Origin of the sequence: Methylophaga thalassica, from assembly GCF_030159795.1 — a bacterium.
Lineage (GTDB): Bacteria > Pseudomonadota > Gammaproteobacteria > Nitrosococcales > Methylophagaceae > Methylophaga > Methylophaga thalassica.
On sequence record NZ_BSND01000003.1, the window covers coordinates 235,032 to 261,981 of the forward strand.

The window sequence follows — 26,950 nt, forward strand, 5'->3', positions numbered from 1 at the left end:
TCTATGTATTGTCCACTGAATAAAACCTATTATTCAAGTGATAAACAATCTGAAGTAGCAATGCTGCTATTATTTCAACAATATGTTTGATCAATGTCGATGAACGAGAGGGTGTAATAATGGATGGATTTTCTAGTTTTGTGTTAATTATTGTTGTGCTGATGGTGGTCGTCATCATGATGGGCGTCAAGGCAGTTCAACAGGGACGAGAATATACCGTTGAACGTTTTGGCCGTTACACTAGAACATTATCGCCTGGCTTGCATTTGATTGTACCTGTCATTGATCGAATCGGTGCCAAGATAAATATGATGGAGCAGGTGCTGGATGTGCCTTCTCAGGAAATTATCACTAAAGATAATGCCACCGTGCGCGTAGATGGTGTGGTCTTCTTTCAGGTGATTGAAGCGGCTAAAGCAGCATACGAAGTCAGCGGACTGGATAACGCTATCTTAAATCTCACCATGACCAATATTCGTACCGTGATGGGCTCTATGGATCTGGATGAATTGTTATCAAAACGTGATGATATCAATGCGCGGTTACTCAACGTTGTGGATGACGCCACCACACCTTGGGGAGTCAAAGTCACGCGGATTGAAATTAAAGATCTGGAACCGGATCAGGGACTGGTTGAGGCGATGAGCCGTCAGTTAAAAGCAGATAGAACAAAACGTGCATCTATTCTGGAAGCAGAAGGGCATCGTCAATCTGAAATTTTACGTGCAGAAGGTGAAAAACAGGCCGCAGTATTAGAAGCGGAAGGTCGTCTTGAAGCCGCTATGCGTGACGCTGAAGCGCGTGAACGTCTTGCCGAAGCGGAAGCAAAAGCCACCATGATGGTGTCAGAAGCCATTGCGAAAGGTGATGTTCAAGCCATCAACTACTTCGTCGCACAAAAATACGTGGAAGCCTTAAAAGATATGGCTTCAGCCGATAATCATAAAATCATTATGATGCCACTTGAAGCCAGCAATGTGATTGGATCCGTTGCCGGTATCGCGGAACTGGCAAAAGAAGCGTTCAATAAAAAAGGAGCGTAATCATGCCCTTTATTGTTGATTTCTGGCATTGGTGGATATTAGGTGTTGGCCTGATTATTATCGAAATACTGTTGCCAACATTTTTTGCTTTATGGATGGGAATTGCTGCGTTTATAACGGGGCTATTCCTCTTACTTTTTCCAGACTTATCGTGGCAATATCAGTTATTAATATTTGCACTCTTATCGATAGTGAGCATTCTTGTCTGGCGACAGTATTATCGCGATCATCCTCTGTTAAGTGATCAACCTAATTTAAACAAGCGTGGCGAGCAATATATTGGTCGTATCATTACTTTACAAACCCCTATTGTTGATGGCGTCGGTAAAATAAAATTGGATGATTCCACATGGAAGATACAAGGCGTTGATAGTCCCGTAGGTAAAAAAGTCAGGATTGTGGCTTTAAACAATGTGGTATTTACCGTGGAGTCTATCGACTGAAATGTCTGTGACCACGATTGATTTATTACGACATGGTGAGACGGAAGGTGAGGGTGTTTATCGTGGTCAGCTGGATTATTCGCTGACTCGCATGGGGCTTGAACAGATGCGAGCGCATCTGAAAAATGACTTGCCATGGCAGCAGATTATTACTTCACCTTTAAATCGTTGTGCCAGCTTTGCTGAAGAGCTGAGTCGTGATACCGGACTTTCTCTGACGTATGTTCCCGGGTTTATCGAAATGGGGTTTGGTGAATGGGAAGGTAAAACTGCTGAGGAAATACAGAAAACAGATCAGCAACGGTTCTTTGCTTTCTATGAGGATCCTATACGTAATACACCACCACAAGCCGAGTCGTTAATGGTGTTTCAACAGCGGTGTATAACTGCCTGGCAGGACATGCTGCAACAATATCAGCAACGTCATATCTTGCTTGTGACACATGCAGGGGTTATTCGTTTATTGTTGGCACATATTTTATCAATGCCGCTTGAAGCCGTATTTCACCTTGATGTGCCCTATGCCTGTCTAAGTCGAATCGAAGTCTATCTTGATGGCAAAAATGAATTTGCAAGATTATTATTTCATGCAGGACATCTATGAGTGAGTTTTTTAATACCGGATTGTCTCAACAGGCTTTTTTAGATCAATACTGGCAAAAAAAGCCATTACTGATCAGACAAGCTTTTCCTGACTTTGAATCTCCGATTACACCTGATGAACTGGCTGGTTTTGCCTGTCAGGATGATATCGAGTCCCGTCTTATTGAAGAACATACCAACTCTGGTCCCTGGAAGTGTCGACATGGCCCTTTTAGCGAAGATGATTTCTCCGAATTACCGGAGTCACATTGGACACTTCTGGTTCAGGATATGGATAAACATGAACCTGTTTTGGCTGATATAACACGTCAGTTCAGCTTTATTCCCGAATGGCGGCGTGATGACTTGATGATCAGTTATGCGCCTGTAGGTGGAAGCGTAGGGCCGCATACAGATGGTTATGATGTATTTTTATTGCAGGCCAGAGGTACAAGGCGCTGGCAAATAGGTGCTGAGCCCATATTAGATACTGATTTAATCGATGGTTTAGATCTGAAAATTTTGGCTGAGTTCAATGCAGATGAAAGTTGGGAGCTCGAACCCGGCGATATGCTTTATTTACCACCACACTTTGCACATCATGGTGTTGCCATGAATGACTGTATGACGTTTTCTATTGGTTTCAGGGCGCCAACACTAACAGAAGTGTTAGATGCTTATCTACAGGAACTAGCAGAGTCAGTTGTTGGGGAAAGGCATTACAGTGATCCTGATTTGCGTCTTAATGTCAGTGAGACGCAAATTGATGGGGCAGCGATCGCACGTTTTAAACAAAGTCTGATTGATACTATTAATCATTCTGACGCGCTTTTACAGTCTGCGTTAGGCCGTTTGGTCACGCAGACTAAACCCTCACTGGAATGGTTGGCTGATGAATATCATACAGATGATAATACCCTGTCAATATCTGCCCAGTTTGAAGCGGGAGCAGAGTTACAGCGTAACCCATATATTCGATTAGCCTGGACAGTTGCTGAGCAAAATATTTTCCTGTTTGTTGCAGGAGAAAGGCTGGTTGTTGATCCATCGTATAAGGCGGTTGTCGATATACTCACCGGCAGCTCTGCAATTAACTCTGAACAATGGCAATTACTTCAGCGGCATGAAGGAGCTGAGCGGGTACTGAGTTCTCTTGTTGAACACGGTGCATGGTACTGGGTAAACCACTAGACCAGTTTTTTCCTGTTAAAGATAGTTTTATGACATTTCGGACAGGGTGGGATGCGGCTTGTTTTCTTAAAGTGCATTTCACAACCACACGATTCACAATAGAGCGTACCGATGCCGGTAATTTCACCCGTGTGATATTGCTGTGATTTTTCGGCTTGCTGGGCGAGCTGTTCTAATTCCAAGCGAGTTTTATCAGCTACGGTAGCAAATAATTCGAGCATACGTTCTTCAACGAGTTGTAAGTCAAAGGTCAGCCAGTTTGAAAATGTTTTGCCTGATGATTCAAGATACTCAGCCGCATCATGTAAGTCACGACGCAGATAAGCCGCTACTTTTTCTGCTTCATCATGTGTTAACTCTTTTAATTCGATGGCTTGTTGCTTGGCTTTATCAAGATTACGTTGAAGCGTCGGTAGTGCCTGTTGTTCCGCATCATCCAGAAAGTCATTCAGACGTTCCATCATTTTGTCGTAGGCAGCGGTCAGTTTTTTTTCAAAATTTTCGTCATTCATCTCCGTAATCCTTTTATCCTTGCGTTTTTTAGGTTAACTTAACACAGATTAATTGACTTAAGGAGTCTGTTTTGAATTCATTTCGTGGCGTCTTTCTCATTGGTTTTCTGGCCTGTTTGAGTATGTTGCTTATTGCCGGTTATTTCCAGTTTATCGAGCATTTAGAACCTTGCCCTTTGTGTATATTGCAACGAGTCATGGTTTTTGCCGCTGGTGTGTTCTTTTTAATTGGCGCCATTCATAATCCCGTGACGACGGGACGACGGGTATACGGCTTTTTGGTCTTATTAGCTGCTGGAATCGGTGCAGCAATATCTGCACGTCATGTATGGATACAGAATCTCCCCGAAGACCAAGTGCCTAGTTGTGGTCCGGGCTTGAATTTTATTTTGGAAAATTTTCCATTGAGCCAAGCTGTTGATATGGTGCTGAAAGGGTCTGGAGAGTGTGCTGACGTGTTGTGGACATTCCTCAATCTGAGCATTCCAGCTTGGACATTTATTGCTTTTATTGTGATGTGTCTGGTGGGGTTAAAACAGGTATTTGGGCATCATAAACATCCTGACTTCATCTGAATTAATTTAATTCAGATGAAAATCATGGAGGGTTCAGAGTTTATTTTTTCGCTGTGCCACGTGACGTGGCTTATGGGAGTAGTTTTAGCGAGCGCGGTATACGATACGACCTTTGGTTAAGTCGTAAGGTGTCAGCTGGACAGTGACTTTGTCACCAGTAAGAATACGAATATAGTTTTTACGCATTTTCCCTGAAATATGCGCTGTTACCACATGACCGTTTTCCAGTTCGACACGGAAAGTGGTGTTAGGCATGGTATCGATTACGGTGCCTTCAAACTCAATATGTTCTTCTTTTGCCATAAACTCTAATGTTCTTGAATTAAAAAGACCATTTTGCCGTAAAATCACTGATTATTCAAAGTTTTTTATCTAACTTCTTCCAATCTGTGTAATAACCTTCCAATCCTGAAAAGTTTGTTTTATATGACATTTTAGGACTTTCAGCTATCCAGTAACCAAGGTAAAGCCATGAAAGATCATAGTTTTTTGCTAATTCAATTTGTTTAAGAATGGCAAATGTACCTAAACTTCGTTTGGCAAGTTCAGGATCAAAAAAAGTATAAAAAGCAGAAGCTCCATCGGCAACAAAATCAGTTACGGCTACTCCAATCAGTTTATTCTCCAGCCAAAATTCAAGAAAAGCCGTGTCACACCAGCTACTGGTAAGAAAGTTCGTATAGCTAGATGGGGTGGGGTTATCCATGCCACCGCCAAGATGACGACCTGCGATATAACGCTCATATAATTCAAAATGCACCGAGCTGTATTCAGCGGGATGAATTCTAGTCTGTACGTCTTGATTTCGCTTTAAACAGCGTTTTTGACTTCTGTTAGGTTTAAATTCTTTTATATTGATGCGCACAGGGACACAGGAATCACATTCCGCGCAGAAAGGACGATAGATGTGATCGCCACTTCTTCTGAATCCATGTTGAATAAGGTGACTGTATAGATGTTTGCTCGCCGGTTTATTGGGATCCGGATACAGGTTTCTTGCTTGTCTGCCGCTTAAATATGAACAGGCATGTGGTTGATCTTGATAAAAATTCAGGCTCATAGTGAGTAAGGTAAATCAGTGTCTAACTGCCATTGTTTAGGTGGTGTTTCATTAGCGCAGAGGGGGCTAAGTTTTTTTATAAACTGAGTTCGGGAAATTTCTTCTGCCCCCATACGGGATAGATGATCGGAATAAATCTGGCAATCAATCATCGGCATATCCCAACGTTGTAATTGTTGACATAATGCGATGAGCGCTACTTTTGAGCTGTCAGGCACAAAACTAAACATAGATTCACCAAAAAACGCTTTGCCTATGGATACACCATACAACCCACCCACTAGCCTATCATCTTGCCAACACTCAATACTATGGGCATAACCCTGGTGATGTAAATCTGTATAAGCGTCGATCATATTGCTGTGTATCCAGGTTCGATTATCTGGATCGGTTGGCTGATTCTGGCGAGGCGCTGAACAGGCTTTCATGACTTGCTCAAAAGCCTGGTCGATAGTCACCTTGAAAACACCTTTGCGTATGACTTTATTCAAGCTCTTGCTGATATGTACTTTATCGGTAAACAGCACCATTCGAGGATCCGGACACCACCATAAAATCGGATCATTTTTATTAAACCAGGGAAAAATACCGTGTTGATAAGCCTTTAATAATCGTGTCGCTGATAGATCTCCCCCCGCAGCCAATAGGCCATGTTCTGTTGCTTTTTCTACAGGTGGGAAAATACTTTCAGGGCTGGCGGCCAACCATGTGATAGACATAACTTAATCTTGTAATTGTATGGTGAGTTGTTTTGCCCACTGAATAGATTCTAAATAGGTTCTGACTAATATTTCTTTGGGAATGGGAGACGATGATACTGTTTCCCAGTCAGCTTGTTCGTAACTAAGTGTATCAGCTAATGCTCTACCTGCAGGGCCTTGTTTATCAATCAGGGCAGTTTTGAGTTCTGCAGTCAGCGGTAAGGGTTCAATAATATCGGCAAGTGAGCTATCCAACATTGCATCAAGTACTGACAAAAGACCAACGGTGAAAAACATATCGGAATGGCCTTTATAATATTTGGCAAGCAGTTCACACATTCTGCCACGAAACATGGCTACATTACGTAGTTCATTGGGTTTATCATCCATACCTGACAGACATAATAAGCTTGCCCAGGTTTTGATTTTATTTAAGCCCAGCATGAGAATGGCTTGCTTGGTACTTTCCACTTTTTTTGGCAAACCAAAAAAAGCTGAATTGATCAAACGCAGTAGTTTATAGCTCAGACTAATATCCTGATTGATAATGTCGGTTAAATCTTCAGTTTCTACATCCTCTTCCTGCAGCCTGACTAATAAAGACATTAATGTCTGAGTAGAAGGATGCAATGGTTGCCCAGCATGTTTGTCTGGTTTGGTATAAAAAATACCTTCTAACAGATCCAGCCGGTGAGACTTGCAGTAATGATACTGTTCAATATCATTAACATTGATAGCGCAGAGAATGTCATGGTGCTGTCGCCATGCTCGAATATCACTCTCGCTGAGTTGTTGAAGATTATCTAACGCGAGATCGATCAATAAGGTCTGATGGTCATGACCATTTGCCGATGTATTTAATCGTTTGGCATATCGAATGGCACCGTTATGCTGTGAAGAGGGGAGTGAATTAATATTAATATCAAGCGTTAACGATGCGCTTATTTTAGGAAGCGCAAGCAATGCCTGCTGCCATGAGTGGGGAATGGAGAGAAGTGCGTTTGGATTGTGATTGATATCTAAAATGATTTCAGGCAGATGTTGGACAAAGTCAGGAACTGCACTATCGTCATCTAACTTTTCGCCATTTTGATCGAAAAAGCTAATGTGATAGCCGGCAACATCCAGTTCATCATTGATGAATAAGGGCTGACGATGAATTAAACCTGAGAAGGTTTTTAATTGTTCTAATGCAACTACATCCTGCGCCATAAGCAAATGCTCTCTCTAAGCTAGCCATCACCTCAAAGCGACTCCCTACCTGAGAATGCGTGAGAAAGGGTGCTGCTGTCAATAAATTCAAGCTCCCCCCCCAATGGAATTCCATGAGCGAGTCGACTGACTTTGATATTGCGGGTTCTGGCGAGTTCACCGATGAAGTGAGCTGTTGCTTCACCTTCAATAGTGGGATTGGTGGCTAAAATAACTTCTTCTATTGTATTTTTGTCCAGCCATTCAATGAGCTTTGGAATACCTAAAGCATCGGGACCGATGCCATCCAGCGGTGATAAATGTCCCGATAACACAAAGTATTGTCCCTGGTATTGAGTCGCTTGTTCAATGGCCAATACATCACTCGGCATTTCGACAATACACAAGATATCTTGTTGTCGTCTGTCATCATTACAACGTGAGCAGAGTTCTGTTTCGGACAGAATTCTACAGCGTTGGCAATGTTTAACATTGTCTAATGCATGAGAGAGGGCTTGAACCAGACGCTGGGCACCATCGCGATTGCGTTCAAGCAGATGAAAGGTCATGCGCTGCGCTGATTTGGGACCAACACCAGGTAAACAACGTAAAGCGCTGATAAGCTCATCAATACTGGGACCAAGCTTTGCCATATTATCGCACTAAAATGGCATTTTCATGCCAGCTGGCAACATGCCTGACATACGTTCTTGTGTTGTTTGTTCTACCTGACGGTTTGCATCATTAACGGCAGCAGCAAGTAAGTCTTCCAGCATTTCTTTGTCGTCTTCAAATAACGCATCTTCAATCTGAACACGCTTGACATCATGTTTACCGGTCATGGTGATTTTAACCATGCCACCGCCAGCTTGTCCGATGACTTCAACCGATGCTAATTCTTTTTGTGCTTTTTCCATATTGGCCTGCATTTGCTGGGCCTGTTTCATCAGATTGCCTAATCCACCTTTCATGGAATGTCCTCTTTGATTAATCGATAGGTTTTATTGTGCTTTCTATTATACGAGCATTAAATGTATTTTTTATCACTTCAATAGTGGGGTCATTTTGAATCGATTCAATGGCCTGTTGCTGTTTTAAAGCTAATTGCTCGGCTCTTTCTACAGCTACGGTAGGGCCTGACTGCGCACTATCTGCATTATGATTAAATACGACACTGACATCCTGATCGAGTTTCTTTTGTAAGGCTTGTTCAAGTCGTTCTTTGGATTTGCTTGTTGCTAAGTGGGCAAGTTCCGATGATAAAGCGAGTTGTAGCGTTCTTTCTTCACAGCGAATAAAAGCACTGTTTTCAGCTAATTGTCGTGTTAATGCAGATAACTGCAATTCTGAAATAATTTGCGTCCAGTTTGCCGGTGAAAGATCAACACTGATTAACGTATCCTTATTGACCTCTGGCATGGCTTCGTTCACTTCCGTGGTCACGAATTTCTCTACGTGTGGCGTTGGTGTAGTCGTTTCCGGAGTGATGTCAGCAGCAGCTTTTTTGGCTGAGTCAGTCGACAATGCAGCTGAGGCTGTCTGAATTTCAGCCACCGTATCATGTGTATTAAATGATGTTTGTTCTGAAGTAGCGGCAGGAGTGATTGTTGGTGTTTCAACATCTTTGTGGCCACTGGTGTTGTCATTGACGGCGGTCACCGGCGGTACATTGACGGCCGGTTTATGGAGTGTGTCAGACTTTTTTCTTGGAAGACTCTCCGTAGTATTATGCGCGTCACTAAGCGGCTGAAAACTTAGCATTCGCAGTAATGTCATTTCAAAGCCACTTTTCGGATCAGCTGCCCAGGGCAGGTCACGCTTACCATGCAGCGCAATTTGATAGAGCAGTTGTACCGTTTCAGCATCAAATGTGTTAGCTAACTCTTTCAGCTTGGGTGACTCATGTTCTTCCGAAGCTAAATCTGGGATTAATTGATGTGTAGCAATTTTTTGTAAACCATCCAGAATGGCATTCAAAATCACTTCAAAGTCACGACCAAGTGCGGCTAGCTCTGCGGATTGTTGCAGCAGCCCCTTTGCATCTTGTTGGTACAAGGCGCTCAGCAGTTGATCGATTTGATCCTGATCGATACTTCCGAGCATTTGAAAAACAACATCGCCAGTCACATTGCCGGCACCAAAGGCAATAGCCTGATCTAACAGGCTAAGTGCATCACGCATGCTTCCATCAGCAGCGCGAGCAAGCTGCATCAGGGCGGCATGTTCAAAAGAAAGTTGTTCTTCACCCAAAATAAACGACAGGTGTTCACTGATCTGAGTGACATCTAAACGTCGGAGATTAAATTGCAGGCAACGCGATAATATCGTTACCGGTAACTTTTGCGGATCAGTTGTAGCAAATAAAAATTTAACGTGAGGAGGTGGCTCTTCCAGCGTTTTTAATAGAGCATTAAAACTGCTAGTGGAAAGCATGTGCACTTCGTCGATAAGGTAAACCTTGTAACGACCACGGCTGGGTGCATATTGCACATTATCCAGGAGTTCCCGGGTATCATCGACTTTGGTTCTGGAAGCAGCGTCGACTTCGATTAAATCGACAAAACGGCCACTGTCTACTTCTACACAACTTTGGCATTCACCACAGGGCTGTGAGCTGACACCTTGTTCACAATTGAGAGATTTGGCAAAGATTCTTGCCAGAGTGGTTTTACCTACGCCGCGTGTGCCTGAGAAAAGAAAGGCATGATGCAGTCGGTTTTGATCAAGACCGTTGATTAACGCACGCAATACATGCTGTTGCCCAACCACTTGTTCAAATGTTTTAGGTCGCCACTTACGGGCTAAAACCAGATAACTCATCGGTTATTAGACACCCGGTTAACTTAATATATTTAGGGTGGCGACCCACACCAGCCGAATCTCGGCGCCCGAGTCCGAAGGCTCCGCTGCTCCCTTCCGGGCCTGACGGGGTGACCAACATATCGTCGCGAGGAGACCAATGCAGGCCACCATAGAACGACACATTCTATGTGTTTGTTACCGTTTTTTCCATCCCCTTTTAGTTTTACAACCGCATCATCACCACAAACAAGCAGTTAGGGTATTAAAAAGCATGAATGTCATATTGATAAGCTTGTTGATATGCGCATACTAACCGAAGGTGGTTACAAATTTAAGTTTATGAAACTAGGTTAATGGTCGATAAATAATGATATTGAAATGGTGATTATAGGTATCAGCGTGGATCATTTTTCACTGTGACTGAACATGAAAAATAAATGAAAAAGACTTTTTTTACCGCTGCTTTTATTAACTTTATTATTACGCTGGCAGATGTAGTTACAGGCTGGCTTAGTATTCAGTTAGCGACATTTGAGCATTTTTCAGCATTGGTTTTTTTTCCTGCTGGAATTGCATTGGCATCATATCTGACATTCCGCCCTGTTTATGTCTTACCCGGTCTGTTTTTTGGGACATTTTTATTGGCAGTGGCAGTATCGCCAGAACTAAATTTAGCCTTCTCTAAAGTCATTGTTATTGCATCTACTATTTCGCTATCAGTCTGTTTACAAGTCGTTATTGGAAAATACATTTTCCGTCGATTTATTAAATATCCAATTACACTTAGTCGTGATCGCGATATTTTTCTATTCCTGCTACTGGTTCCTCTTATTTGTATAGCAACAGCCAGCATCGGCTTCGGGATCATTTATCTTTTCAATTTAGCAGAAATAGATTTTTTCCGAGTCTGGTTGACCTGGTTGGGAGGCAACATTATTGGCATCTACGTGATGCTGCCTTTGGCTCTTAGCTTTATAGGACGACCTCGATCTGTATGGAAAACAAGGCGTTGGTTTATAGGCACGCTTTTTGTGCTTTCTGTGATTATTATCAGTTCTGTTGTGTGGAGTATTCGTCAGTTTGAAGTTAATCGCCTTGCTGATCAATTCAAAATAAGAACTCAGGAAGCATCTGAGCTGTTTAAAGTCGCGTTAAAAATGGAAGAGTTGATACAAGATGGCGTATCACGTTTATTTGCTTCTTCCGAAAAAGTCACACGAGAAGAGTTTAAGAATTTTGTGAACTGGACTACTTATCATGATCAGCATATCCAGGTCGTGGAGTGGTTGCCTCGTATAGAGCATTCACAACGTATAGCCTATGAAGAAGAACAAAAAAAATATTTTGGTGATGACTTTGTTATTACCGAAATTGTTTCACCAAAAACACTCGGAGCAGCAAAGCAACGCGATGTTTATTATCCGATTACCTATCTTGAACCTGAACTTGATAATTCGCTATCACGAGGATTTGATCCATACTCATCCGTTGTTTCAAGGAAAGTGATTGATCAAGCTATTGAAACCGGTCAGGCAATGGCCAGAAGTCCGTTGAAAATGATACGCAGGCAAGATCAAATCAATTCTTTAGTGATTTATCGCCCTATTTATCAGACCCCCTCAGGGAAGATGAGTGTTGAGAAAGAGGGAAACCAAGTTATTGGTCTAGTGAATATGATTATTCGGGTCGAAGAGTTTGTAGAAGATATTTTGAAGCAAGCAAGAAAGCCTGAGTTCGAAATAAATTGGCTTGATTTTCAAAGCGGTGAGTATTTTTATCAACAAAACGCTGAAAGCAACTCAGATATCAAGCACTACGTTGATTTCGAATTGGCGGGTCGTAAAATGCAATTACAATTTTATCCCACCATAAATTTTATCAATACCTATTCAACCAGTCTGGCATCTCTGGCATTGGTTTGTGGCTTTTTGATAACGACATTATTTACTTTGTTATTTCTCAGTATTACTGGCAGAACATATCGGATATCAACAGAAGTCATATTACGAACTCGTGAGTTGTCAAAAGCTACCTCACGAGCTCAGGAATCAGAAAGGCGTATCAGAGATGTACTGAAGAAAATGCAGCTGACGGAACAGCAGTTACATCTCTCTGATGTGGCGTTTAATTCCACCAGTGAAGCTATGATGATCACCGATGCTAATAAGTACATCATTGCAGTCAATCAGGCATTTATTGATATTACTGGATACAGTCAGGAAGAAGTGATGTATCAGTATCCTGATTTTTTAGTGACGGGAGTTTCACTATCTGAACCAATCAGACTGACACATGAGCTGTGGGATATCATGCAGCAGAAAGGCACATGGAGAGGAGAGGTCAGGACGATAACAAAATCGGGTGACTCTCTGCCTTCATATTTAGCCATATCAGCAATTTATGATGCAGAACAATCACTAACTAATATGGTGGCTGTTTTTACGGATATGACTGATGTCAAAGAAGCTCATGCCAAGATCGAAAGGCATGCTAACTTTGACACACTGACCAATTTGCCGAATCGACGTTTATTTACTGATCGTTTGCATCAGGAGATTAAGCGTTGTGAAAGACAAAAAGAAAGAATCTGTTTGATGTTTCTTGATTTAGACCGCTTTAAAGATGTCAACGATACGTTGGGGCACGACTTTGGCGATGAACTGCTTCGAGAAATGGCCACCAGAATTTCAAGCTGTATCCGGGAGATGGATACGGTGGCCCGACTCGGCGGTGACGAATTCACCATTATTTTATCTGAGTTTAATAACAAAGCGCATGCGATTACTGTAGCAAAAAGCCTGATTACTGAAATAGAAAAGCCTGTAATTATAAAGGGCCAATCTATCCGGGTATCAACTAGTATTGGGATGACGTTTTTTCCAGATGATGCTGAAGAACCTGGTTTGTTAATTCAAAATGCCGACAGAGCAATGTATGCCGCAAAAGAAATGGGGGGCAGCGCATTCAAGTTCTACAATGCAGAGCTCGAGTCAAGCTGGTTGGCCAGGACATTTATCATTAATGAGTTAGAGTCTGCATTACTTAATGGGGAACTTGATGTTCATTATCAGCCCATTATTTCAATGAGTGAACATGAGCATTTATACGCTGAAGCACTAGTGCGGTGGAATCATCCGGAAAGAGGTATGATCCCGCCCTCAGATTTTCTACCCCAAGCCGAACGAATGGGGATGATTGATAAGATTGACGATTACGTGTTCAAGCGAGTTTGTCGAGATCTCAAACGATGGCAGAGCAAAGCTACTAAAACACCTCATATTTCTATTAATCGTTCAGCACATAATTTTGGTGGACAGCGTGGACGATTAGATTGGCTTGCTTATTTAGCGGAGCTATCGCTCTCAAGTGAACTTATTACACTGGAAATTACCGAAAGTACGCTAATGCAAAAACAATCGGAAAGTCGAATGTTGCTACATCGTTTACGTGATGCTGATATAAAAATCGCTGTGGATGATTTTGGGACGGGGTATTCATCGCTATCGTATCTGAAAGAAATGGATGTTGATTTTTTAAAAATTGATCGCTCGTTTATTCATGATATTGAAGAGAGTGAAGATGACAGAGCCATTGTTGAAGCGATTACGGAGATGGCTAAACGATTAGATATAAAAGTCATTGCAGAAGGCGTAGAAACAGCTACGCAGGCTGATATTTTGAAAAATATAGGCTGCCATAGTCTGCAAGGTTTTTACTATTCTAAACCCTTACCTGTGACTGAATTTGAAGTTTATATGTTTGGAATTGATAAGTGACGGGTAAGGCGGTATCACTTAAATGGCGGAGAACGAGGGATTCGAACCCTCGATAGGCTATTAACCTATACACACTTTCCAGGCGTGCGCCTTCAACCACTCGGCCAGTTCTCCTTAAGGGAGCGAAAGATTACCCTAGATTGCTTCTTCTGGCAATGATGTATCAGAAGCTTGGGTTTCTGTTTTTGCGGCCGCTTTTGGTTTTGTTGCTCTTGTTTTACGTGGTTTACGTGCGGGTTTCGGCTTGTCTTTCGTTGAACTGTCAGTCACCTGTTGAGCGTCATTTTGTGTATTTTCTTTTGCTGGTGGCGCAGATTCACTCTTTAGCTTGGCATCAGTATCAGACTCTTTGACAGCCGCCGTATCTTCATCTTGTTCAGGTTTTGTTTTCTTTCTTACTGATGTTTTTGTTTTATCCTGTCTGGCGTAAAAGGCGAGACCTCTAAGCACAATATCTGGATAGTGGTGCACATCGTCGGATAGTAAAGGCAATAAAGCTTCTGCATCACCACCTGTGATGATAAAACGAATTCGATTGTTAAAGCTTTCTTTTAGGTCGCTGATGATACGTTCTATCGTAGCGGTTACCGCATAAAGTGTGCCTGTATGAATGGCACTGTAGGTATTCGTTGCTAAAGTTTTGAACTCTTGGTTGTCTGTATCTGCAGTGAGTGCATCGGTATTGTTGACCAAGCTGCTTTTCATAATGCTGATACCAGGAATAATCATTCCACCTTGGTGCTGACCAGCTTTGGTTACGATATCAACAGTGATTGCGGTCCCGCAGTCGATAATGCATTGAGCAAGACGGGCATGTTGTCTGGCGGAAATAAGCGATAACCAGCGGTCTACACCGAGCTTTTCCGGCTCATCATAAGCGTTGATAACACCAAAATGTTTTTTCTCAGCTTGAATAAATTTTGGTGTCAGATTCCATTGTTTTTGTGTCCAGTCGCTGAGTTGTTCAGCTATTTTTTCTCCAGCAACATTGGCTACATAGATGGCCTTGATATCTGCTAATGTTTTCCATGCCTTATTTAGCGAGGATTTAATACCGGATTTGTTTCGGTCAAAACTTTGGCTTTCAGTAAGACCATTATCATCCATAATGGCCCATTTAACTCGACTATTGCCAATATCTACCAGTAATTTCATGAGGCAAACCTAATGCTGATGTGGCTATTAGACAGCAGTTTTATTTCATTGTTTTGTAAATAACGTAATTCGCCCTGATCATTAATACCACAGGCTATTGCTGTCGATTTTTGAGCGCCATCGATCAAAGTAATCGCTTGCTCATGTAAGGCATCATACTGAGGCCAAAGTGGGACAAAGTCAGTAAGACCTCGATGTTCAAACAGTTCTATGGTTTCTATCATGTTCTGAAGTATTTTTCCTGCCAGCCAGTTACGACAGGGGACCGGGTCACAAAGCTGTTCGAGGCTGGTAGATGGTTGTTGAATTAATGTTTTTGTGGCTTCTGGAAGCTTGAAATTAAGGCCGATGCCCACAACGGTATATTGTCTGGTATTGAATCTTGATTCTACAAGAATTCCAGCAAGCTTTTGTCTTTTATGTAATACATCGTTAGGCCATTTTAGCGCTAACTGATTGATTCCAGACTGCTTGAGGGTATTTATTAAACTGATACCGACAGCAATGCTAAGTCCATGTCGGGCTTCTTCTGCGCAGTGAGGCCAAAATAGAGAAAGATATAAATTCCCCACTGCTGGTGATTGCCAGGCATCACCACGACGGCCTCGTCCCGCGGTTTGAGTTTCAGCAATACAAGCTGCTGGTCCTAATTCTCCTTGACTAAACCGTTGCCAGAGAATGTCATTGGTGGATGTTACTTCAGGCAGAATAAGAATCTCAGAAAGTGTATTAAAATTCCGAGGTTCCATAGCGCTGACAATGGCAGCATGCGATAGCGGTGAAAAAGTTGGATTGTTCAAAAGAGTGTTCGATTTGTGAAACGAAAGAGCAGTTTAACAGGCTAAGAGGAGTTACGGGAGTCTCCTCATAAATTTTATATTGGGTGATGGTTAGACTTTGATATCTAAGATGCTACCAACCATTTCATTGCTTGCTTTGACTACTTTTGCAGAAGCTTCAACTTGTCTTGCGTTGGCATCCAGTTCAAGCATCGCTTTGGTTAACTGTTCGTTAGAACCGGGATCCGCAGAAGCAATTTTGGCGCTACTTTGTGCCGCACCGTACATGCCACTCTGAATACCCGCTACACCTGATTGAAAAGCAGAAATGCTACTCATAAAATCTCTCCAGTTATGTTGACTTTATACCATTTTCCAACTAACTAGTTTGTGACTGAAGTCGCTTTTTTGTTTTTTGCGTTAGCTTTGACATAAATGATAGTAGAACAAAAACAAATACTACTGCAAATTAAAGCTAGCAATGGATAAATTGAAACCGCTGGCGCACTGTAGAGTTCTCCTACCGCATGACTGAAATAGAATAACATCAGAAAGCTTGTCCAGGCATGTGTATATGGACGACCATAAAGCAACCCACGCATGGGAAATAACAGTGGGACCAGACCGATGATTAGCATTGCTGCGACAGGATAATTTTCTGCATGTGGTGCAATGAATATCCAAGCCAGTAGCGTGAGCATTAACCCAAAAAAGCTGATTAACGTCAGTGCTCTGAATAATTTCTCAAGATTCATGTAGTTTCTTTGCTGTATTTGCGATCCGTCGACCTATTGCTTTACACAATTTTATCTCGTCGTCATCTAGGTTTCGTTTATTATCAGGTTCGGCTAAATGACTTGCTCCATAAGGCGTGCCTCCGCCTTTTGTTGTCATTAACTCAGGTTCACTATAGGGAAGCCCCATTAACAACATACCATGATGAAATAACGGTAACATCATCGACAATAAAGTGGATTCCTGACCACCATGCAAGCTGCCTGTTGAAGTAAAAACCGCTGCAGGTTTTCCTGATAAAACACCTGAAAGCCAGCTATCGCTAGTTGAGTCGATAAAGTACTTAAGAGGCGCGGCCATGTTGCCAAATCGCGTTGGACTGCCTAATACCAGTCCTGCACATTGTTTCAAATCTTCATGGCTGACATAAAGATGGCCTTCGTGTGGAATGGTATCTTGAGTGGCTTCACAGACAGTGGATACAGGAGGAACCGTTCTAAAAACGGCTTCACAGCCAGTGACGGACTCAACGCCACGTGCTATCTGCTCGGCCATCGCTTTTACATGTCCTGTTCGGCTGTAATAAAGAATTAGAATTTTTGTCATGATAATTTAGAGGATGTCTAAAACAGACTCTGGTGGACGACCAATTTTTGCTTGATTGCCGTGGATAACGATCGGTCTTTCTATCAGTTTAGGGTGACTAACCATAGTCTTTATGATTTCATCATCACTTAAGGAATCATTTTTCAAATTAAGCGTTTTATATTCTTCTTCCCCTTTTCGTAATAAGTCTCTCGGACTGATTCCAAGTTTAGTAATAATCGCTTTTAACTCATCAAACGTTGGCGGTGTATCCAGATATTTTACAACGTCAGGATTAATGCCGTTTTCTTCAAGTAAGCTCAGTGTTTGTCTGGATTTGCTGCAACGCGGGTTATGCAAAATTGTGATAGTGCTCATCGGGAGGGTTCCAGTAGTTTTTCTAATGCGGATAAATGAATTTCGATTGGCCGAATTGTGGCCCATTGTGAACAGCCTGGACATAACCAGTGCATAGTTCGACCTGAAAAACCACAGTTTTTACAGGTATAACGATCACCTTTATGTATTAACGTTGTGGTGACCTCTTTTATCAGAGGTATTAAGGCCTGATGATTGTCCTCACCCAACATGATAAGTTGATGTAAGCCTTCAACGGATGGGTGCTGATGTAGTTGTCGATATAAAAAGCGTTGAGCAGCTTCTGTACCTTGTTTTTGTTCAACGAGTCTTGTCAGCATTAACCTTGCGGAAGTCAGGTGATGATGTCTTGTTAGTAGTGATTCTAGCCAGTCTTTGAAATCATCCAGGTTATTTGTATTGTCAAAGCAGGTATAGAGCAGTGGTAAGGCTTCGGGCAGAAAATAATGATTTTGTTTTTCGACATGCTGGAGGACGCGAATCGCTTTTCGATATTGTCCGATCTTGATTAGTATCCGGCCTTCCAACAGGCTTGCTCTGACACAGTCAGCATCATAATGATGCGCGCTGCGTAATAAATTCAAAGCCTGATGTTGATCTTTTTCTAACAGTGATTCTGCCAGTTCACAATAAAATTGAGCAATGAGTGCCCGTGTATTGGTTTTATTATTTGCCGGAATTTGCTTTGCCATATCGATGGCTTGCTGCCATTTTTTTTCTTGCTGATAAATACGTAATAATTGCTTGGGGGCTTCAGGTGGAGTGCCTGGTTGTTGTAATAATTCCAGAAATAATACTTCGGCCCTGTCCAATACACCGGCACTCATATAATCCAAGCCCAACTCAACCAGAGCCTGGCGCCGTTGTTGCGCGCTAAGTGATGGTCTGGCGATTAAGTTCTGGTGAATCCTGATGGCGCGATCACTTTCACCGCGTCTTCGGAATAGGTTCGCTAATGCCAGGTGAGTTTCAACGGTTTCACTGTTGACTTCCAATAGACCGATAAAGACATCAATCGCTTTATCAGGCTGTTCGTTTAATAAATAATTCAGGCCTTTGAAATAGTCAGGACTAAAAGAAGATTCTTGCGGACGATATCGACGTTTGTAATGACGACGAGCCATTATCCAGCCAGAAAGGGCGGCAACAGGTAATAAGAAAAATAACCAGCCAAGCATCAATTTAATGTGCGTCTTTAATCGGTAATATTCGTAAACTGTTAATTTCCTGTTCGGAAACAGAAAGTTTAGATTGTAGTCTGCGATTTTCGTAACGAAGTTTCATGGTACTGAATAACAAGATAACAGCACCTATGATGACACCAGTGAGCATGGATAGCGCGACCAGAACTGATAGAGGAATTGTTAATTCACCGAAATAATAATTCACCGTAACACTGCTCATGTTAAATGCGGCAAAAGCGGCACTCAATAAGAAAATAAGTCCGAATATCAGGAGTAATATTATTTTTCGCATTGTGCGGTGTTCCTTAAAATTACTGATGTTTTCTCGTTAATTTTATTCAACAGGGATCATACCCTAAAATCGAACCTTGCCCAGAATAAGGCGAAATCATGTAGAATTACATTTTTATTTTGACAGGTCGGTCCTGTATCAACTCGTGATTTTGGAGAATTCACCATGACCTTTGTTGTCACAGAAAACTGTATTAAATGTAAATATACTGATTGTGTTGATGTCTGCCCAGTAGATTGTTTTCACGAAGGTCCTAATTTCTTGGTTATCGATCCTGATGAATGCATCGATTGCACACTTTGTGAACCAGAGTGTCCGGCAGAAGCTATTTTCTCTGAAGATGATTTACCTGATGAGCAAATGGAGTTTTTGCAAATCAACGAAGAATTATCTCGGGTATGGCCTGTGATTTCTGAAAAGAAAGATGCACTTCCAGATGCAGAAGAGTGGGATGGTAAATCTAATAAAACACCTTTACTGGAAAGATAAAAGCATTATCGAATGACATAAAAAAAGCCCGCTTTCGCGGGCTTTTTTGTTTTTATACCATAAGATGTTTGAGTTTTTTCATGGCATTATTTTCAATCTGGCGAATACGTTCAGCCGAAACTTGATACTGATCTGCCAGCGTGTGCAATGTCGCTTTATTATCTTCATTTAACCAACGCTGCATAATGATATCTCGGCTACGTTCGTCTAGTGTTGCTAATGCGTTTGATAATTTTTGTTGCTGATAATCTGTGTAATTATCATCTTCTAATTGATTAGAAGGATCTGAATTATCATTAGCCGCTAAGTAGGCGACAGGCGAGTAATTATTTTCATCATCATCAACATCGTTGGGTAAATCAAAAGATGTGTCTGGTTGAGCTAATCTACGCTCCATTTCCATCACATTATCTGCTGTCACACCTAGGTCTTCTGCAACGGCTTCAACTTCTTCTTTATTTAACCAACCAAGACGCTGCTTGGCGCTACGAAGATTAAAAAATAATTTACGTTGTGCTTTGGTTGTTGCGATTTTTACAATGCGCCAGTTACGGATCACATATTCGTGTATTTCAGCGCGAATCCAGTGAACAGCAAATGAAACCAGACGAACCCCTTTTTCTGGGTTAAATCGTTTCACCGCTTTCATCAGGCCGATGTTGCCTTCTTGAATTAAGTCGGCAACGGGTAATCCGTAACCACTGTATCCTTTGGCAATACGAACTACAAAACGTAAGTGAGATAAGACCAACCGTTGGGCGGCTTTAAGATCACCTTCAGTTTGCAGGCGATTCGCAAGATCGTATTCTTCTTCCTCAGTTAATACAGGAATGGTATGCACAAGACTGGTGTAAGCATCTAAATTACCAATAGGTGCTAAAGCCATATCATATTGAGCTACATTCATTGTCATCTGTTCTTGTCTCCTGAGAGTCATTCCTTTAATCATAACACTAAAGGATTAATATCAACTATAAGAAGCTTATTTTTAGAAAAAGTTCCTGTATTTGCCACTATGTGGGTTCGATATCATTCAAGTGCCGGCCAACGGCTAGCCATGCGCCCGACACCCCCAATAGAAGCCCAAAAAGTGGTAGAGACAGAAACATTTGTCCAAGCATCCACTGGAGTGAAAACTGGCTATCATAGAGGGCTGTTAACCTAGTGATAGGTCCATTAATAGCGAGTAAGGCTATTAGTAAAGTGAACCAGGCAATAGCTCCACCTAACAGGCCGTACCAAAATCCCGTGTATAGAAAAGGCCTTCTGACAAAAGCGTTAGTACCACCAACCAGTTTTATCACGCGTATTTCAGTTTGCCTGCTAAGAATGGCTAGACGAATCGTATTGCCAATAACTAACAGCACACTCAAAGATAATAGAGTTGCAAGAATAGTAATGCCTCGTTCACCTGTTTGATTAATCGTTTTTAGACGTTTCAGCCAAGCCATATCAAGCTGGGCTAAGTCAACTTCCTGCATGTTTTGTAAACGTTCGAGTAAACCCTGAATAGCTTCTTCGTGCTCTGTTTCAACGGGTTTAATGATAATGACCGGCGGTAAGGGATTTTTAGGTAGACTATCTAGAATCTCATCTAGCCCTGATAATTGCCGGAACTCCTGCAAAGATTGTTTGGCAGAATGATAGTCAACAGCACTGATGTCTGGCCAGGCAAGTAACTGTTCAGCAAGTTGTTTACCACGCGCATCGTTTGTGTTTGGTTTCAGAAAGAGTGAAATTTGACTGGCATCATCCCATTGTCCAGCCACTTGCTCCACATTTTTCAGTAACACATATAAGCCGGCTGGAAGTGCTAGCGCTATGCCTATAACTAAAACCGTCATCACACTGGCGACAGGCGTTCTGGAGAGTTGCCCTAAACTATAGAGCATGACCTGTAAGTGTCTTAGAAAATAATTAGGTAAATTGAATGACAACATGTCAGGCAAGACGTCCTTGGTGTAGCGTGAGTTGGCGATAGGGCATCGTGCTGATCAGTTCGTGGTCATGGCTAGCAATGAATACTGTGACGCCAACCTGATTGAACTGTTCAAAGAGATGCATGATTTCTCTTGATAATTCAGGATCCAAATTACCAGTTGGCTCATCAGCAAGTAGCACTGGAGGTCTGTTCACAACCGCACGGGCGATACCGACACGTTGTTGTTCACCACCAGATAAAGCAATAGGCAGATTACGTTCTTTTCCCAGTAAGTTGACTTTATCCAGAGCCGCTCTAACTCGACGTCCAATCTCCCGATGATTTTCACCGGCTATAATCAATGGCAGTGCGACATTATCAAAAACAGTTCGGTCATGAAGCAGATTATGATCCTGAAAGACTAAGCCAATTTTGCGTCGGTAATAAGGGACTTTCCATTTAGGCAGACGGGTGAGATTTTGGTTATTTACCCAGACTTGACCATGCGTGCTGCGTTCAATCAATGCAATAAGTTTTAATAAGGTACTTTTACCGGCGCCCGAATGACCAGTGAGAAAAGCCATTTCACCTTTTTCGAGTTCAAAACTCAGGCCAGATAAAGCTTCGTATTGATTAGTATAACGTTTATAAACGTCAGTAAAACGGATCATTTAATCTCTTCTTTTCCCAACAAAGCATCTACAAATTCAGTGGCATTAAATGGACGTAGATCATCGATTTTTTCACCCACACCGATATAACGGATAGGCAATTTTGTTTTATTGGCAATAGCGAAAATAATACCGCCTTTGGCTGTGCCATCTAATTTGGTCAATGTAATGCCTGAAACACCAACAGATTGTTGAAATTGCTGTGCTTGCTGAAGTGCATTTTGTCCAGTACCTGCATCCAGCACGAGCATGACTTCATGAGGTGCTGTGTCATCTACTTTAGCCATGACACGTTTCACTTTTTTTAACTCTTCCATTAAGTTGGACTGTGTATGCAGGCGGCCAGCGGTGTCAGCAATCAGAATATCCATATTTCTGGCTTTAGCGGCTTGTAATCCATCAAAAATGACAGAAGCCGAGTCAGCGCCGGTCTTTTGTGCGATAACCGGGATATTGTTACGCTCACCCCATACTTGTAACTGTTCTACCGCTGCTGCACGGAAGGTATCACCAGCTGCCAGCATGACTTTTTTTCCTTGCTGTTGGAATTGCTTAGCGAGTTTGCCGATGGTAGTGGTTTTGCCCACACCGTTTATTCCTACCATCAGAATCACATAGGGTCCGTCAGTTTTTTCTGGTATTTCCAGTGGTTGACTACTCGGTTCAAGGATAGAAATCATATCCTCACGCATAGCGGCAAATAAGGCTTCTACGTCGTTTAATTGTTTGCGGGCCACGCGCTGAGTCAGATCAGTAATAATTCGTGTCGTTGCTTCAACACCAAGATCGGCTGTAAGAAGTTGAGTTTCAAGCTCTTCCAGCAGGTCATCATCAATGTTTTTACGACCTAAAATTAAGCTGGCGAAACCTTCAGTAAGTTTACTACTGGTTCGGCTCAAGCCTTGTTTCAGACGACTAAAAAAACCGGGTTGCGGTGCGTTATCTGTCTTTTCCTCTGCGGGTTCATCAGCAGGGGATAATTCTTGCGAATTATCAACAGTGTTATCTTCAGCAATAGAGGCGTCTGACGCGGGTGTTTTTGACTTTCTTTTAAGGAAACTAAACATATTCTCTGCTTGTCGTTAAACTTCGACGGTAAATCTTATCATGCGTTACAAAAAAAGAGATGCAGATGCTGAATATAAAAAAAATAGCTGGGCTTATTTTTTTCTTACCCACACTAGCTTTAGCCAATGTGAGTGAGTTTGAATTAGACAACGGCCTGAAGCTTATAGTGAAAGAAGACCATCGGGCACCTGTCGTCGTCTCTCAAGTCTGGTACAAGGTAGGGGCGAGCTATGAGCATGAAGGGATAACAGGGATTTCTCATATGCTGGAACACATGATGTTTAAAGGAACAAAGCACCTGGCACCGAATGAGTTCTCTCATATTATTGCTGAAAATGGGGGAGAGCAAAACGCTTTTACCGGACAAGACTACACGGCTTATTTTCAGAAACTTCATAAAGATAGATTAGAAGTCAGTTTTAAGAATGAAGCCGATAGAATGCGCAATCTTGTTATTGATCCTGATGAGTTGAAAAAAGAACAGAAAGTTGTTGCGGAAGAGCGTCGGATGCGGACAGATGATAATCCGCAGGCTTTACTAAGAGAACGATTCGATGCCGCTGCATTTGTGAGTAGTCCTTATCATCGCCCCGTGATTGGTTGGATGAGCGATATCAATCACTATCAAGTCGATGATTTAAGAGTGTGGTATCAAAAGTGGTATGCACCGAATAATGCCACTGTTGTTGTGGTTGGTGATGTTTCACCAAAAGCGGTGCTGGCCTTGGCAAAGAAATATTTTGGGCCATTAAAGCCAGAAAAAGTCGCGACATTAAAACCGCAGGTTGAAGTGAATCAAAAAGGCATCCGTGAAATTGAAGTAAAAGCTCCTGCTGAATTGCCCTATCTAATGATGGGCTGGAAGGTACCTTCGGTCACCACTGTTTCCAAAGAAAATGCATGGGAACCATATGCGCTAGAAGTCTTGGCTAATATTCTTGATGGTGGTAACAGTGCAAGGTTTGCTAAACAGTTGGTGCGTGAGCAACAAGTCGCTTCGAGTGTTGGCGCGGGTAACAGTTTATTCTCGCGATTATCCGATTTATTTACGATTGCTGGAACACCCGCCAATGGTAAATCAGTAGAAGATCTGAAAAAAGCCATTATCGAACAAATTACTCAACTTAAAAATCAGCCTGTCAGTCAAGAGGAGTTAGAGCGTGTGAAAGCACAAGTTGTTGCTGATGCAGTGTATGAAAAAGATAGCGTGTTCTATCAGGCAATGCAGATTGGCATGCTGGAAACTATCGGTGTCGACTGGCGTGTGGGTGAGCAATATGTCGATAACATCAAAGCGGTTACTGCCGAGCAAGTGCAGACCGTAGCAAATAAATATCTTACAAACGATCAATTAACGGTTGGCGAGTTAGTGCCATTACCTCTTGATGGTCGTCATCCTGTTTCATCTGCTGGAGGTCAGTATGTCCATTAAAAAATGGATTTTCGTTATCAGCTTATTGTTCAGTTCTAGCCTTTTTGCCAGTCCTGATATTGAGCACTGGATAACGAATAACGGCGCCAGAGTATATTTTGTGAATGCGCCCGAGTTACCCATGGTTGATGTGAATATTGTCTTTAATGCCGGTGCTGCGCGTGATGGTGAATATCCGGGACTGGCAAAGCTAACTAACGCTATGCTTGATGAGGGGGCTGCTGACTTGGATGCGGATGCAATCGCTGATACTTTCTCATCGGTTGGCGCAAACTACAGTGCTAGTTCTGAGCGAGATATGGCCGTGTTGAGTCTGCGAACGCTGACGGAGAAAAAAGCGTTTGATACTGCACTGAATATGTTTGCTGAAGTAATAGCAAAACCGAGTTTCCCTGAATCGTCATTTCTTCGCATAAAACAGCAGTTATTAACCGCGTTACAGGCTGAAAAACAGTCTCCACAAAGCATCGCTACCCGCACTTTCTTTCAGAAACTCTATGGTCAGCATCCCTATAGCCGAATGTCTGTGGGAGATACTGTTAGTGTAGAAAAAATTAATCTGGATGATTTAAAAGCGTTTTATCAGCAATATTATGTGGCGAAAAATGCAGTCGTAGTTATTGTCGGAGATGTCAGTAAACAGCAAGCCAATGAAATGGCAACCACCTTAACTAAGAACCTGAAAAGTGGAAACACAGCACCAGAGCTACCTGCAGTCACACCTCTGACTAAACAGCAACAAGTCGTGTTACCGTTCCCGTCATCTCAAACCACGATTATGATGGGACAAATTGGTATGAGTCGGGATGACCCTGATTATTTTCCTTTGTATGTCGGTAATCACATCTTGGGCGGCAGCGGTCTAGTCTCGATGCTGAGTGATGAAATACGTGAAAAACGTGGACTGACTTACGGTGTTTATAGTTACTTCAGTCCCATGCAAAAAGCAGGACCGTATGTGTTTGGTTTGCAAACACGAAATGATCAAGCTGAAGAAGCACTTCATCTACTAAAAGATACGCTAAATGCTTATATTAAAAACGGACCGACTGAAGCACAGTTGAAAGCAGCAAAACAAAACATCACAGGTGGGTTTGCCCTCAGAGTAGATAGTAATAGCAAGATCGCTGATTACCTTTCTATGATAGGCTTTTACGGATTGCCGCTGGATTATCTGGATAGCTTTAACGATAAAGTGAATGCCGTGACTGTGGCTGGTATAAAAGACGCCTTTAAAAGGCGTGTTCACGCAGACAAAATGTTAACGGTATTAGTAGGTGGCGAAACAAAATAATAAAGCCAGAACTGGCGCTGGCACTCTTAGAATTATTGGCGGCATTTGGCGCGGTAGAAAATTAGGCTTTCCTGAAGTGGAAGGCTTGAGGCCAACCAGTGACCGTACCAGAGAAACGGTATTTAACTGGTTGCAGCCTCATATTGGCGCCAGTCGGTGTCTTGATTTGTTTGCTGGCAGTGGCGCATTAGGATTTGAAGCGGCATCAAGAGGGGCTGCTGAGGTGGTGCTGGTTGAAAATGACCGTCAGGCTTTTTTACAGCTTAAACAGAATGCTGAAGCCCTCCAGGCAGCCAATTGTCATATTGAAAATACATCTGCTGAGCAGGCTATTGGTGTGCTCGATAAATCGTTTGATATCGTGTTTATTGACCCACCATATCAGGCCGATTTATGGACAAAAATGGCATTTGCATTGTTGTCACATAATCTCTTGAGTGATGGAGCCATGATTTATCTCGAGTATCCAGCAAAGCATGACCTGCCTGATTTACCATCCGCTTGGTATTTATTGAAAGAAAAGAAAGCAGGTGATGTAAAATACTGCTTATTTGAATTTCATGCTGGAGAAGACGCTTGAGCACTGTTGCCATATATCCGGGTACCTTTGACCCTATCACTTATGGGCATATTGATCTTATCAAGCGTGCTTCACCCTTATTTGAGCGCATCATTGTCGCTGTGGCGATTAACCCTGGCAAGAAACCGATGTTTAGTCTTGATGAGCGGGTCGAATTAGTCAGAGAAACGACCAAAGGCATCGAGAACGTGGAGGTCTGCGGTTTTAAAGGTCTGTTAGTCAATGAAGCACTCAGTATGGGTGCCAATGTCATTATTCGTGGCTTACGAGCCGTCTCAGATTTTGAGTATGAATTACAATTGGCCACCATGAATCGCCGAATGCAGTCAAAAGTGGAAACCTTGTTCTTAACGCCTGCGGAAAATTTAAGTTTTGTTTCTTCTACTTTGGTTAAAGAAATTGCTGTATTAGGTGGGGATGTCTCTGAATTTGTTGCCCCATGTGTACAAGAAGCCTTGAAACGCAAATTGCCTGCCCATAACTAACCGCGCTAAGATCATTATTGAATTTT

General features: G+C 42.3%; 31 protein-coding genes, 1 tRNA gene and 1 other RNA gene. 11 read left to right on the forward strand and 22 right to left on the reverse strand.

Going from position 1 to position 26,950, the window contains the following annotated elements; all coding sequences use genetic code 11:
- The first annotated feature begins 119 nt into the window (after positions 1-119).
- From QQL60_RS01235 to QQL60_RS01250, 4 genes are read left to right on the forward strand one after another with little or no spacing between them, the layout of a single operon-like run.
- A complete protein-coding gene (locus QQL60_RS01235; RefSeq protein WP_007145822.1) occupies positions 120-1,043 on the forward strand; it encodes an SPFH domain-containing protein in 924 nt (307 codons plus the stop codon).
- Positions 1,044-1,045: 2 nt separating this feature from the next.
- Positions 1,046-1,486 carry an NfeD family protein gene (locus QQL60_RS01240; protein WP_007145821.1) on the forward strand — a complete coding sequence of 147 codons (441 nt, stop codon included), beginning with the start codon at positions 1,046-1,048 and terminating at the stop codon, positions 1,484-1,486.
- Position 1,487: 1 nt separating this feature from the next.
- The gene (locus QQL60_RS01245; RefSeq protein WP_284722170.1) at positions 1,488-2,090 is read left to right on the forward strand and encodes a histidine phosphatase family protein; all 603 of its coding nucleotides are present in this window, start codon (positions 1,488-1,490) and stop codon (positions 2,088-2,090) included.
- Entirely contained in the window at positions 2,087-3,259 is a 1,173-nt protein-coding gene (locus QQL60_RS01250; RefSeq protein ID WP_284722171.1) for a cupin domain-containing protein, read from the forward strand. Before QQL60_RS01245 ends, QQL60_RS01250 begins: the two co-directional genes overlap by 4 nt.
- Here QQL60_RS01250 and QQL60_RS01255 read toward each other — a convergent pair.
- Positions 3,256-3,771: a zinc ribbon-containing protein gene (locus tag QQL60_RS01255; protein WP_284722172.1), complete on the reverse strand. Its 516-nt coding sequence runs from the start codon at positions 3,769-3,771 to the stop codon at positions 3,256-3,258. The genes QQL60_RS01250 and QQL60_RS01255 overlap by 4 nt on opposite strands.
- Before the next feature lie 71 nt (positions 3,772-3,842).
- Between QQL60_RS01255 and QQL60_RS01260 the strand changes: the two genes are divergently transcribed.
- A complete protein-coding gene (locus QQL60_RS01260; RefSeq protein ID WP_284722173.1) occupies positions 3,843-4,346 on the forward strand; it encodes a disulfide bond formation protein B in 504 nt (167 codons plus the stop codon).
- 84 nt (positions 4,347-4,430) lie between these two features.
- On the opposite strand, the gene infA is transcribed toward QQL60_RS01260, so the two are convergent.
- The 8 genes from infA to ffs all read right to left on the reverse strand — a co-directional run bounded on the left by infA (position 4,431) and on the right by ffs (position 10,260).
- Positions 4,431-4,649 (reverse strand): translation initiation factor IF-1, encoded by a 219-nt coding sequence (infA, locus tag QQL60_RS01265; protein ID WP_007145816.1) that lies wholly within the window; start codon positions 4,647-4,649, stop codon positions 4,431-4,433.
- 55 nt (positions 4,650-4,704) lie between these two features.
- Positions 4,705-5,406, reverse strand: coding sequence for an arginyltransferase (locus tag QQL60_RS01270; protein WP_007145815.1), 702 nt, complete (start codon positions 5,404-5,406; stop codon positions 4,705-4,707).
- Positions 5,403-6,125, reverse strand: a complete 723-nt coding sequence (gene aat / locus QQL60_RS01275; RefSeq protein WP_284451784.1) for a leucyl/phenylalanyl-tRNA--protein transferase — start codon at positions 6,123-6,125, stop codon at positions 5,403-5,405. The genes QQL60_RS01270 and aat overlap by 4 nt, the downstream gene beginning before the upstream one ends.
- 3 nt (positions 6,126-6,128) lie before the next feature.
- Positions 6,129-7,319, reverse strand: a complete 1,191-nt coding sequence (locus QQL60_RS01280; protein WP_007145813.1) for an EAL and HDOD domain-containing protein — start codon at positions 7,317-7,319, stop codon at positions 6,129-6,131.
- 32 nt (positions 7,320-7,351) lie between these two features.
- A complete protein-coding gene (gene recR, locus QQL60_RS01285; RefSeq protein WP_007145812.1) occupies positions 7,352-7,951 on the reverse strand; it encodes a recombination mediator RecR in 600 nt (199 codons plus the stop codon).
- A 9-nt stretch (positions 7,952-7,960) separates the two neighbouring features.
- Positions 7,961-8,269 carry a YbaB/EbfC family nucleoid-associated protein gene (locus tag QQL60_RS01290; RefSeq protein WP_007145811.1) on the reverse strand — a complete coding sequence of 103 codons (309 nt, stop codon included), beginning with the start codon at positions 8,267-8,269 and terminating at the stop codon, positions 7,961-7,963.
- A gap of 16 nt (positions 8,270-8,285) precedes the next feature.
- Complete coding sequence (gene dnaX / locus QQL60_RS01295) at positions 8,286-10,118, reverse strand: DNA polymerase III subunit gamma/tau (RefSeq protein ID WP_284722174.1); 1,833 nt, start codon at positions 10,116-10,118, stop codon at positions 8,286-8,288.
- A gap of 45 nt (positions 10,119-10,163) precedes the next feature.
- Positions 10,164-10,260, reverse strand: an RNA gene (gene ffs, locus QQL60_RS01300) — signal recognition particle sRNA small type.
- Positions 10,261-10,537: 277 nt separating this feature from the next.
- Between ffs and QQL60_RS01305 the strand changes: the two genes are divergently transcribed.
- Complete coding sequence (locus QQL60_RS01305) at positions 10,538-13,876, forward strand: EAL domain-containing protein (RefSeq protein ID WP_284722175.1); 3,339 nt, start codon at positions 10,538-10,540, stop codon at positions 13,874-13,876.
- Between the two features lie 23 nt (positions 13,877-13,899).
- Here the strand turns inward: QQL60_RS01305 and QQL60_RS01310 are convergent.
- From QQL60_RS01310 to QQL60_RS01350, 9 genes are all read right to left on the reverse strand, one after another.
- Positions 13,900-13,990, reverse strand: a tRNA-Ser gene (locus tag QQL60_RS01310).
- Positions 13,991-14,011: 21 nt separating this feature from the next.
- The gene (locus QQL60_RS01315) at positions 14,012-15,031 is read right to left on the reverse strand and encodes a type III pantothenate kinase (protein WP_284722176.1); all 1,020 of its coding nucleotides are present in this window, start codon (positions 15,029-15,031) and stop codon (positions 14,012-14,014) included.
- Positions 15,028-15,780: a biotin--[acetyl-CoA-carboxylase] ligase gene (locus QQL60_RS01320; RefSeq protein WP_050797530.1), complete on the reverse strand. Its 753-nt coding sequence runs from the start codon at positions 15,778-15,780 to the stop codon at positions 15,028-15,030. Before QQL60_RS01320 ends, QQL60_RS01315 begins: the two co-directional genes overlap by 4 nt.
- A 141-nt stretch (positions 15,781-15,921) precedes the next feature.
- Positions 15,922-16,149 carry a hypothetical protein gene (locus QQL60_RS01325; RefSeq protein ID WP_007145806.1) on the reverse strand — a complete coding sequence of 76 codons (228 nt, stop codon included), beginning with the start codon at positions 16,147-16,149 and terminating at the stop codon, positions 15,922-15,924.
- Between the two features lie 44 nt (positions 16,150-16,193).
- Positions 16,194-16,565, reverse strand: coding sequence for a DUF2069 domain-containing protein (locus QQL60_RS01330; protein ID WP_007145805.1), 372 nt, complete (start codon positions 16,563-16,565; stop codon positions 16,194-16,196).
- Positions 16,555-17,151, reverse strand: a complete 597-nt coding sequence (gene wrbA, locus QQL60_RS01335; protein WP_284722177.1) for an NAD(P)H:quinone oxidoreductase — start codon at positions 17,149-17,151, stop codon at positions 16,555-16,557. Before wrbA ends, QQL60_RS01330 begins: the two co-directional genes overlap by 11 nt.
- Positions 17,152-17,157: 6 nt before the next feature.
- Positions 17,158-17,508, reverse strand: a complete 351-nt coding sequence (gene arsC, locus QQL60_RS01340; RefSeq protein WP_284722178.1) for an arsenate reductase (glutaredoxin) — start codon at positions 17,506-17,508, stop codon at positions 17,158-17,160.
- A complete protein-coding gene (lapB, locus tag QQL60_RS01345) occupies positions 17,505-18,686 on the reverse strand; it encodes a lipopolysaccharide assembly protein LapB (RefSeq protein WP_284722179.1) in 1,182 nt (393 codons plus the stop codon). Before lapB ends, arsC begins: the two co-directional genes overlap by 4 nt.
- A gap of 4 nt (positions 18,687-18,690) precedes the next feature.
- Complete coding sequence (locus QQL60_RS01350) at positions 18,691-18,984, reverse strand: LapA family protein (protein ID WP_007145801.1); 294 nt, start codon at positions 18,982-18,984, stop codon at positions 18,691-18,693.
- Positions 18,985-19,149: 165 nt separating this feature from the next.
- Here QQL60_RS01350 and fdxA point away from each other — a divergent pair, with 165 nt between their 5' ends.
- Positions 19,150-19,473 (forward strand): ferredoxin FdxA, encoded by a 324-nt coding sequence (gene fdxA, locus QQL60_RS01355; RefSeq protein ID WP_007145800.1) that lies wholly within the window; start codon positions 19,150-19,152, stop codon positions 19,471-19,473.
- Between the two features lie 52 nt (positions 19,474-19,525).
- Here fdxA and rpoH read toward each other — a convergent pair whose 3' ends face one another.
- The 4 genes from rpoH to ftsY all read right to left on the reverse strand — a co-directional run bounded on the left by rpoH (position 19,526) and on the right by ftsY (position 23,132).
- Positions 19,526-20,386, reverse strand: a complete 861-nt coding sequence (gene rpoH / locus QQL60_RS01360) for an RNA polymerase sigma factor RpoH (RefSeq protein ID WP_007145799.1) — start codon at positions 20,384-20,386, stop codon at positions 19,526-19,528.
- Between the two features lie 100 nt (positions 20,387-20,486).
- Entirely contained in the window at positions 20,487-21,413 is a 927-nt protein-coding gene (gene ftsX, locus QQL60_RS01365) for a permease-like cell division protein FtsX (protein WP_284722180.1), read from the reverse strand.
- Between the two features lies 1 nt (position 21,414).
- Positions 21,415-22,065 carry a cell division ATP-binding protein FtsE gene (ftsE, locus tag QQL60_RS01370; protein WP_007145797.1) on the reverse strand — a complete coding sequence of 217 codons (651 nt, stop codon included), beginning with the start codon at positions 22,063-22,065 and terminating at the stop codon, positions 21,415-21,417.
- The gene (ftsY, locus tag QQL60_RS01375) at positions 22,062-23,132 is read right to left on the reverse strand and encodes a signal recognition particle-docking protein FtsY (protein ID WP_007145796.1); all 1,071 of its coding nucleotides are present in this window, start codon (positions 23,130-23,132) and stop codon (positions 22,062-22,064) included. The genes ftsE and ftsY overlap by 4 nt, the downstream gene beginning before the upstream one ends.
- A gap of 65 nt (positions 23,133-23,197) precedes the next feature.
- Here ftsY and QQL60_RS01380 point away from each other — a divergent pair, with 65 nt between their 5' ends.
- The 4 genes from QQL60_RS01380 to coaD are packed head-to-tail and all read left to right on the forward strand — an operon-like array spanning position 23,198 to position 26,924.
- Positions 23,198-24,565, forward strand: a complete 1,368-nt coding sequence (locus QQL60_RS01380) for a M16 family metallopeptidase (RefSeq protein ID WP_284722181.1) — start codon at positions 23,198-23,200, stop codon at positions 24,563-24,565.
- Positions 24,555-25,859, forward strand: coding sequence for a M16 family metallopeptidase (locus QQL60_RS01385; protein ID WP_284722182.1), 1,305 nt, complete (start codon positions 24,555-24,557; stop codon positions 25,857-25,859). The genes QQL60_RS01380 and QQL60_RS01385 overlap by 11 nt, the downstream gene beginning before the upstream one ends.
- Complete coding sequence (rsmD, locus tag QQL60_RS01390) at positions 25,843-26,439, forward strand: 16S rRNA (guanine(966)-N(2))-methyltransferase RsmD (protein WP_284722183.1); 597 nt, start codon at positions 25,843-25,845, stop codon at positions 26,437-26,439. The genes QQL60_RS01385 and rsmD overlap by 17 nt, the downstream gene beginning before the upstream one ends.
- The gene (gene coaD, locus QQL60_RS01395; RefSeq protein WP_007145792.1) at positions 26,436-26,924 is read left to right on the forward strand and encodes a pantetheine-phosphate adenylyltransferase; all 489 of its coding nucleotides are present in this window, start codon (positions 26,436-26,438) and stop codon (positions 26,922-26,924) included. Before rsmD ends, coaD begins: the two co-directional genes overlap by 4 nt.
- Positions 26,925-26,950: the final 26 nt, after the last annotated feature.

What these genes read in the sequence shown, in the direction of transcription:
- QQL60_RS01235 (WP_007145822.1), top strand. Translation starts at nt 120, where the DNA reads ATGGATGGATTTTCTAGTTTTGTGTTAATTATTGTTGTGCTGATGGTG.
- QQL60_RS01240 (WP_007145821.1), top strand. Translation starts at nt 1,046, where the DNA reads ATGCCCTTTATTGTTGATTTCTGGCATTGGTGGATATTAGGTGTTGGC.
- QQL60_RS01245 (WP_284722170.1), top strand. Translation starts at nt 1,488, where the DNA reads ATGTCTGTGACCACGATTGATTTATTACGACATGGTGAGACGGAAGGT.
- QQL60_RS01250 (WP_284722171.1), top strand. Translation starts at nt 2,087, where the DNA reads ATGAGTGAGTTTTTTAATACCGGATTGTCTCAACAGGCTTTTTTAGAT.
- QQL60_RS01255 (WP_284722172.1), bottom strand. Translation starts at nt 3,771, where the DNA reads ATGAATGACGAAAATTTTGAAAAAAAACTGACCGCTGCCTACGACAAA.
- infA (WP_007145816.1), bottom strand. Translation starts at nt 4,649, where the DNA reads ATGGCAAAAGAAGAACATATTGAGTTTGAAGGCACCGTAATCGATACC.
- QQL60_RS01270 (WP_007145815.1), bottom strand. Translation starts at nt 5,406, where the DNA reads ATGAGCCTGAATTTTTATCAAGATCAACCACATGCCTGTTCATATTTA.
- aat (WP_284451784.1), bottom strand. Translation starts at nt 6,125, where the DNA reads ATGTCTATCACATGGTTGGCCGCCAGCCCTGAAAGTATTTTCCCACCT.
- QQL60_RS01280 (WP_007145813.1), bottom strand. Translation starts at nt 7,319, where the DNA reads ATGGCGCAGGATGTAGTTGCATTAGAACAATTAAAAACCTTCTCAGGT.
- recR (WP_007145812.1), bottom strand. Translation starts at nt 7,951, where the DNA reads ATGGCAAAGCTTGGTCCCAGTATTGATGAGCTTATCAGCGCTTTACGT.
- QQL60_RS01290 (WP_007145811.1), bottom strand. Translation starts at nt 8,269, where the DNA reads ATGAAAGGTGGATTAGGCAATCTGATGAAACAGGCCCAGCAAATGCAG.
- dnaX (WP_284722174.1), bottom strand. Translation starts at nt 10,118, where the DNA reads ATGAGTTATCTGGTTTTAGCCCGTAAGTGGCGACCTAAAACATTTGAA.
- QQL60_RS01305 (WP_284722175.1), top strand. Translation starts at nt 10,538, where the DNA reads ATGAAAAAGACTTTTTTTACCGCTGCTTTTATTAACTTTATTATTACG.
- QQL60_RS01315 (WP_284722176.1), bottom strand. Translation starts at nt 15,031, where the DNA reads ATGAAATTACTGGTAGATATTGGCAATAGTCGAGTTAAATGGGCCATT.
- QQL60_RS01320 (WP_050797530.1), bottom strand. Translation starts at nt 15,780, where the DNA reads ATGGAACCTCGGAATTTTAATACACTTTCTGAGATTCTTATTCTGCCT.
- QQL60_RS01325 (WP_007145806.1), bottom strand. Translation starts at nt 16,149, where the DNA reads ATGAGTAGCATTTCTGCTTTTCAATCAGGTGTAGCGGGTATTCAGAGT.
- QQL60_RS01330 (WP_007145805.1), bottom strand. Translation starts at nt 16,565, where the DNA reads ATGAATCTTGAGAAATTATTCAGAGCACTGACGTTAATCAGCTTTTTT.
- wrbA (WP_284722177.1), bottom strand. Translation starts at nt 17,151, where the DNA reads ATGACAAAAATTCTAATTCTTTATTACAGCCGAACAGGACATGTAAAA.
- arsC (WP_284722178.1), bottom strand. Translation starts at nt 17,508, where the DNA reads ATGAGCACTATCACAATTTTGCATAACCCGCGTTGCAGCAAATCCAGA.
- lapB (WP_284722179.1), bottom strand. Translation starts at nt 18,686, where the DNA reads ATGCTTGGCTGGTTATTTTTCTTATTACCTGTTGCCGCCCTTTCTGGC.
- QQL60_RS01350 (WP_007145801.1), bottom strand. Translation starts at nt 18,984, where the DNA reads ATGCGAAAAATAATATTACTCCTGATATTCGGACTTATTTTCTTATTG.
- fdxA (WP_007145800.1), top strand. Translation starts at nt 19,150, where the DNA reads ATGACCTTTGTTGTCACAGAAAACTGTATTAAATGTAAATATACTGAT.
- rpoH (WP_007145799.1), bottom strand. Translation starts at nt 20,386, where the DNA reads ATGACAATGAATGTAGCTCAATATGATATGGCTTTAGCACCTATTGGT.
- ftsX (WP_284722180.1), bottom strand. Translation starts at nt 21,413, where the DNA reads ATGTTGTCATTCAATTTACCTAATTATTTTCTAAGACACTTACAGGTC.
- ftsE (WP_007145797.1), bottom strand. Translation starts at nt 22,065, where the DNA reads ATGATCCGTTTTACTGACGTTTATAAACGTTATACTAATCAATACGAA.
- ftsY (WP_007145796.1), bottom strand. Translation starts at nt 23,132, where the DNA reads ATGTTTAGTTTCCTTAAAAGAAAGTCAAAAACACCCGCGTCAGACGCC.
- QQL60_RS01380 (WP_284722181.1), top strand. Translation starts at nt 23,198, where the DNA reads ATGCTGAATATAAAAAAAATAGCTGGGCTTATTTTTTTCTTACCCACA.
- QQL60_RS01385 (WP_284722182.1), top strand. Translation starts at nt 24,555, where the DNA reads ATGTCCATTAAAAAATGGATTTTCGTTATCAGCTTATTGTTCAGTTCT.